This is a genomic window from Bartonella sp. AA81SXKL, assembly GCF_042196945.1.
Lineage (GTDB): Bacteria > Pseudomonadota > Alphaproteobacteria > Rhizobiales > Rhizobiaceae > Bartonella.
Genome location: NZ_JBHIRH010000308.1, coordinates 1 through 640 on the forward strand (window position 1 = coordinate 1; position 640 = coordinate 640).

Annotated in this window: 1 protein-coding gene; it reads left to right on the forward strand. The window is 40.8% G+C overall.

Annotated elements, in window-relative coordinates; genetic code table 11:
* Positions 1-541: hypothetical protein (locus ACFINZ_RS12235; protein WP_375682204.1), on the forward strand; the 541-nt coding region annotated here is incomplete at its 5' end.
* Between the last annotated feature and the right edge of the window lie 99 nt (positions 542-640).

The following is a 640-nucleotide window of genomic DNA, read 5'->3' on the forward strand; positions in this document are numbered from 1 at the left end:
CAGCTTAGTGACGCCTCTACAAGATACCGTGCAACAGATAGAGCAATGTGTAACTCTGGAGTTCCCATGGACCTTGATCAATGGCAGTCAATTGACAAAAACCCTAGAGAAACAAGCTTTAGAAGCTTATCAGACTGTTCAAAACTTACTTACCTTGAAAGCATCTGTTGAAGACATAGCAGAAGCTCTTGATGTGCTTGAAGGTGGTTTGACAATGCAAAAAGTTTCGAATGCAGAAGCGCGTGCAAAGGCTTATATCGCTGCTCTTAACGGCATTTCACTCTGGTCTTTATTGCAAGCCGTTAAAAATCTTATACGTGGTGAGGCAAAAGGCATGTCCACAACATTTGTCCCCTCATGCGCTGATCTGGCGCAGTATTGTCGCGATTTAGAAAGCAGGCTTTATGGTGTTGCTGAGAAGGTTTTTATAGCAGTTGAAAATACGCGTAACCTAGCTTTAGGAGGCAAGCGCATTTCATTCATGAGAATAGGCAAGCCTAGTGAAGAGCAACATAACAGTAGCAATTCTAAAGCGGCTTAAAACAGCAAAATAGTGAAAAGTGCTGATCATTTTACGATTAGATATGCATTTAAATCGACAAAAAGGTACCATAAAAAGCGATTTAAAGATTTTACGATG